At 38.2% G+C, this 5,040-nt stretch carries 7 protein-coding genes; 6 read left to right on the plus strand and 1 reads right to left on the minus strand.

Annotated features, from left to right (window positions below; all coding sequences use genetic code 11):
- Positions 1-132: 132 nt before the first annotated feature.
- Complete coding sequence (locus AB3X49_RS17445) at positions 133-267, minus strand: YpzI family protein (RefSeq protein ID WP_000513901.1); 135 nt, start codon at positions 265-267, stop codon at positions 133-135.
- 117 nt (positions 268-384) lie between these two features.
- Between AB3X49_RS17445 and AB3X49_RS17450 the strand changes: the two genes are divergently transcribed.
- The 6 genes from AB3X49_RS17450 (at position 385) to AB3X49_RS17475 (ending at position 4,908) form a co-directional block, all read left to right on the plus strand.
- Positions 385-996 (plus strand): YphA family membrane protein, encoded by a 612-nt coding sequence (locus tag AB3X49_RS17450; protein ID WP_367963655.1) that lies wholly within the window; start codon positions 385-387, stop codon positions 994-996.
- Positions 989-1,882, plus strand: coding sequence for a YIEGIA family protein (locus AB3X49_RS17455; RefSeq protein ID WP_367963658.1), 894 nt, complete (start codon positions 989-991; stop codon positions 1,880-1,882). The genes AB3X49_RS17450 and AB3X49_RS17455 overlap by 8 nt, the downstream gene beginning before the upstream one ends.
- Positions 1,879-2,064 (plus strand): capping complex subunit for YIEGIA, encoded by a 186-nt coding sequence (locus AB3X49_RS17460; protein ID WP_367963662.1) that lies wholly within the window; start codon positions 1,879-1,881, stop codon positions 2,062-2,064. Before AB3X49_RS17455 ends, AB3X49_RS17460 begins: the two co-directional genes overlap by 4 nt.
- A 124-nt stretch (positions 2,065-2,188) precedes the next feature.
- Positions 2,189-3,499: a ribosome biogenesis GTPase Der gene (gene der / locus AB3X49_RS17465; protein ID WP_002011811.1), complete on the plus strand. Its 1,311-nt coding sequence runs from the start codon at positions 2,189-2,191 to the stop codon at positions 3,497-3,499.
- A gap of 18 nt (positions 3,500-3,517) precedes the next feature.
- Positions 3,518-4,540 (plus strand): NAD(P)H-dependent glycerol-3-phosphate dehydrogenase, encoded by a 1,023-nt coding sequence (locus AB3X49_RS17470; protein WP_016094452.1) that lies wholly within the window; start codon positions 3,518-3,520, stop codon positions 4,538-4,540.
- A 116-nt stretch (positions 4,541-4,656) separates the two neighbouring features.
- Positions 4,657-4,908 (plus strand): stage VI sporulation protein F, encoded by a 252-nt coding sequence (locus tag AB3X49_RS17475; RefSeq protein WP_000369753.1) that lies wholly within the window; start codon positions 4,657-4,659, stop codon positions 4,906-4,908.
- Positions 4,909-5,040: the final 132 nt, after the last annotated feature.

The following is a 5,040-nucleotide window of genomic DNA, read 5'->3' on the forward strand; positions in this document are numbered from 1 at the left end:
AAATAATTGTGTAAAAAGACGGTTTCGTACAATATCGAAACCGTCTTTTTGTATTGCCTATTTGAGGGCAGCTTGATTGGTGTGGGCTAATAATCAGTGGGGATGGATACCCCCACTGAAGTTTCACTTTATTTAATGCTGATTCTGCTTTCGAGCTTGCTCCGGTGTATCAAGACTTGTTGCACCGGGATATTGAAGTGATTGGTCGCGATCAGATTCAACGCGGCGTGATTCTCTTAGCTTTCGTTCTTGGCGATCTTTACCCATTGTGAGTTACACCTCCTTATTAAAAGTTTTGCTGTTATGAGAAAAACTATGCACAAAGAAAAGGAGGATTAACTTTCATAAAAAGTTCCCATAATGGAAATCATAGGAGGTGAAATGATGGATGGGAGTACTTTTTATTTTGTTGCTTGGATAGGGTGGATTGTCGTGACCTTTTTTATGAAAAAGGAATCTATTCGTTGGAAGATAAGTGCTTGTATATTAATTTTTATTATTTGTTCTCCGTTAAATGTGACGATTGCTTCTTTCACGATATCGGTAAATGCCCTTTTGCTTTGTATTATTTCTTTTGTAGGTATCGCGTTATATTCTATTTGGAAAAAATTATATACCTTACTTTCGGCACTTATTATTGCAATGTTATATACAAGCTTTCATTTGTTAGAAGTATATGATCCAATTTGGATTGTGGTTGATAGGTTGTTGCTGTTAAGTGGTGCACTTGTGTATGCATCGGTTTTATTGCACGGGGATCGCATATTACGATTATCCTCCTTATATATAGGGATGTTACAAGGAGAATTATTGGTGACGCTGATTTTTCGTAAATTACATTTTCCTTATGAATACGGCAGTTTAGCTTTTTTAGATGTTGCTGCTGTTTCCACTTTATTTATGGCGATTTTACTTTGGATTACAAAGGCATCGGTATATATGGAACAATTTAAGAGGAAAACACGTAAAAGAAAGGCGAGGGTAATACATGACTGAATATACACCAGCTATTTTATGTGGCGTAATTGCAGGTACAATAACTAGGTTGTTAATGCTTCGTACCGATACGAGGCAATATCCGACGAGGCTTCACGGGAAAATTATTCATATCGCGATGGGATTAATTGCGGCTGCCTTAGGAGCAATTGCGATTCCGTCTGTTTTGAAAAAAGATTTCTCTGCAATTACATTTCTTACGTTAGCAGCGACGCAATTTCGTGATGTGCGCAATATGGAAAGAAATACGCTTCAACAATTAGATGGATATGAGCTCGTACCACGTGGTAATACATACATTGAAGGAATTGCATTAGTATTTGAAAGTCGTAACTACTTGGCGATGTTAACGTCGTTTGTAACAACGTTTGCGTATATAGGATTCGATTCATGGATTGTCGGGGTAATTACTGGTATAGTAAGTTTTTTCATTGCGAAAAAATTAATGTCAGGTAAAAGACTTCATGACCTTGTAGAAATAGAGCATGTTCCACTTCGTTTTGAAGGAGCGGGACTTTATATTGATAATATTTACATTATGAATATTGGATTGCCAGCAAGGCGAGAAGAAATTATGAAATATGGAATGGGATTTATTTTAAAACCGAAATCGATAGATGCGATGGTTACAATCTCAAACTTAGGACAACGGCAAGCTATTTTACATGATGTTTCGGTTGCTTTAGGAATATATAGAGATTCTGGAACGCCGGCACTTGTACCGTTAGCGAAGCGTGATTTAGAGGATGGGAGAGTTGGGGTTTTTGTTCTGCCGCAAGATCAAGATGCAGAAAAAGCGATAGGGGTAATCGGAAATGTACCAACATTAGAGAGTGCTGTTCATATGTCATCAGAAGCTCCGAAAGGAAGGGGAGATAAGAGATGATGTTAGAAAGTGTTATTCTCGCAGTCATTACAACAACGCCAGAGAAATTTGCAGGTGGTGCCCCTTTATTTATTTGCAAGTCGACAGAGGAACTGGAATTTGTTGCAAATAATTTAGAGGCTATTTTAGATGGTATTGCACATCGCTTACAAGATAATGTATATATTATTGTGAAACATTAGTAACGTGTGGTATAATGTGAGGTGTTTTGATACGTTGAGAAATATTCTGGAATGCAAATCCCTTCTTGCACAAAGAAGGGTTTTTTACATAATAAACAGAAGCAAGTTGAAAGGATGAAAGTATATGCCGAAACCAGTAATAGCGATAGTAGGCCGCCCGAACGTAGGGAAATCTACTATTTTCAATAGAATTGTTGGAGAAAGAGTTTCAATCGTAGAAGATATACCAGGTATAACGCGAGACCGTATTTATAGTGCGGGAGAATGGTTAAATCATGAGTTTAACATTATTGATACAGGTGGAATTGATATTGGAGACGAGCCGTTCTTGACACAAATTCGTCAACAGGCGGAAGTAGCGATTGATGAAGCGGATGTTATCATTTTTATGACGAATGGTCGCGATGGTGTAACTGCAGCAGATGAAGAAGTTGCTAAAATTTTATACCGTTCTAAAAAACCAATTGTACTTGCGGTAAATAAGGTTGATAATCCAGACATGCGTAGTGATATTTATGATTTTTATGCATTAGGATTTGGCGAGCCATTCCCGATTTCAGGTACACACGGTTTAGGACTTGGTGATTTGTTAGATGAAGCTGCAAATCATTTTCCGAAGATTGAAGAAGAAGCGTATGACGATGAAACAATCCGTTTCTCTTTAATTGGACGTCCAAACGTAGGGAAATCATCACTTGTAAATGCACTTCTTGGTCAAGAACGTGTAATTGTAAGTAATATAGCGGGAACGACACGTGATGCTGTTGATACACCATATAGTAAAGATGATCAAGATTATGTAATCATCGATACAGCTGGTATGCGTAAAAAAGGGAAAGTATACGAAAGTACAGAAAAGTATAGTGTACTTCGTGCACTTAGAGCGATTGAACGTTCTGACGTTGTTTTAGTCGTTTTAGACGGAGAAGAAGGAATTATTGAGCAAGATAAAAAAATCGCTGGATATGCTCATGATTCAGGACGAGCTGTTATTATCGTTGTAAACAAATGGGATGCCGTGAAAAAAGATGAAAAAACAATGAAAGCATTTGAAGAAAACATCCGTGCTCATTTCCAATTTTTAGAGTATGCACCGATTGTATTCTTATCTGCGAAAACGAAAAAGCGTACACAAACGTTATTACCGGTTATCAATGAGGTAAATGAAAGCCATAGCATCCGTGTACAAACGAATGTATTAAATGATGTAATAATGGATGCGGTAGCGATGAATCCAACGCCGACACATAATGGTAGCCGTCTGAAAATCTTCTATGCGACACAGGTTGCGGTAAAACCACCAACATTTGTTATATTTGTAAACGATACAGAATTAATGCACTTTTCATATGAGCGCTTCTTAAAGAATCGTTTACGTGAAGCATTCGGTTTTGTAGGAACGCCGATTCACATTATCGCTAGAGCAAGAGACTAATGGAGAGGATGTGATTTTATGACAAAAATCACAGTAATAGGAGCAGGTAGCTGGGGAACAGCGTTAGCGATGGTATTAGCTGACAATGGGCATGATGTACGTATTTGGGGAAACCGTCCTGAACTCATGAATGAAATTAATACGAAGCGTGAGAACAGTAGATATCTTCCAGGGATTACATTGCCAAGCACAATCGTAGCCTACTCTTCTTTAGAAGAAGCATTAGTAGATGTAAATACAGTACTGCTAGTAGTACCGACGAAAGCGTACCGAGACGTATTGCAAGAGATGAAAGAAATTGTTACAGAGCCAATTACTTGGATTCATGCAAGTAAAGGAATCGAACCAGGTACGTCAAAACGTATTTCGGAAGTGATTGAGGAAGAAATTCCAGAGAGCTTGATTAAGGATGTTGTTGTACTATCTGGGCCGAGTCACGCTGAAGAAGTTGGATTGCGTCAAGCGACAACTGTTACGTCTGCAGCAAAGCGTATGGAAGCGGCTGAGGGAGTACAAGATTTGTTTATGAATAGCTATTTCCGTGTATATACAAACCCAGATATCGTTGGAGTTGAACTTGGTGGTGCTTTAAAAAATATTATTGCACTAGCTGCGGGGATAACTGACGGGCTTGGATTAGGTGATAATGCGAAAGCGGCATTAATGACACGTGGTTTAACAGAGATTGCTCGTTTAGGAAGAAAAATGGGCGGAAATCCGTTAACGTTTGCTGGTCTAACTGGTATGGGAGATTTAATTGTAACTTGTACAAGTGTGCATAGCCGAAATTGGCGCGCTGGAAATATGCTTGGAAAAGGGCACTCTTTAGAAGAAGTGCTAGAAAGTATGGGTATGGTTGTAGAAGGTGTAAGAACAACGAAAGCTGCTCATGAATTGGCAGAGAAAATGGAAGTTGAAATGCCGATTACAGCTGCTTTATATGACGTGCTGTTCAATGGGAATAATGTGAAAGATGCAGTAGGCTCATTGATGGGACGTGTTCGAAAACATGAAGTTGAAGCGGTACCTGATTTGTTATAAAGAAAGCGGTAGAAGTACATTTCGTACTTCTACCGTTTTTTATTTTTTATGGGTCTTTTCACCAATTTTTCATCTCTGCATAGGATGAAGAGTAACTTGAGGAGAGGGTGAAAAGAATGGATAACAACATTTTTAATAACATTGAAAAAGAAGCGAAAGTGAACAAAGAAGATATTTTTAAATTAGCGTCGTCTGTTCAAAATGCGAACTTACGTGATGAGACAGTGCTTCGCCAATTGATTCATCAAGTTGCTCTAATGGCAGGACGCGAAGTGCCGAAAGAGCAAGAGGATCAAATTGTAAAAGCGATTATTAACAATAATATGCCGGCGGATTTTGGTTCGTTAAGTAAAATGTTTAAAAAATAAATTATGAGAAACAAAGAGTTTAGAGAATGCATATGATAGTTATGAAAGAATGGGAATAGAGCTGTTAAGGGCATATTTGGTCAACCGAAGCGCATCATTTCGTGCTTCGGTTTTATTATTTTAAATAAAATC

Source organism: Bacillus sp. C30, from assembly GCF_040838255.1.
Taxonomy (GTDB): Bacteria; Bacillota; Bacilli; order Bacillales; family Bacillaceae_G; genus Bacillus_A; species Bacillus_A mycoides.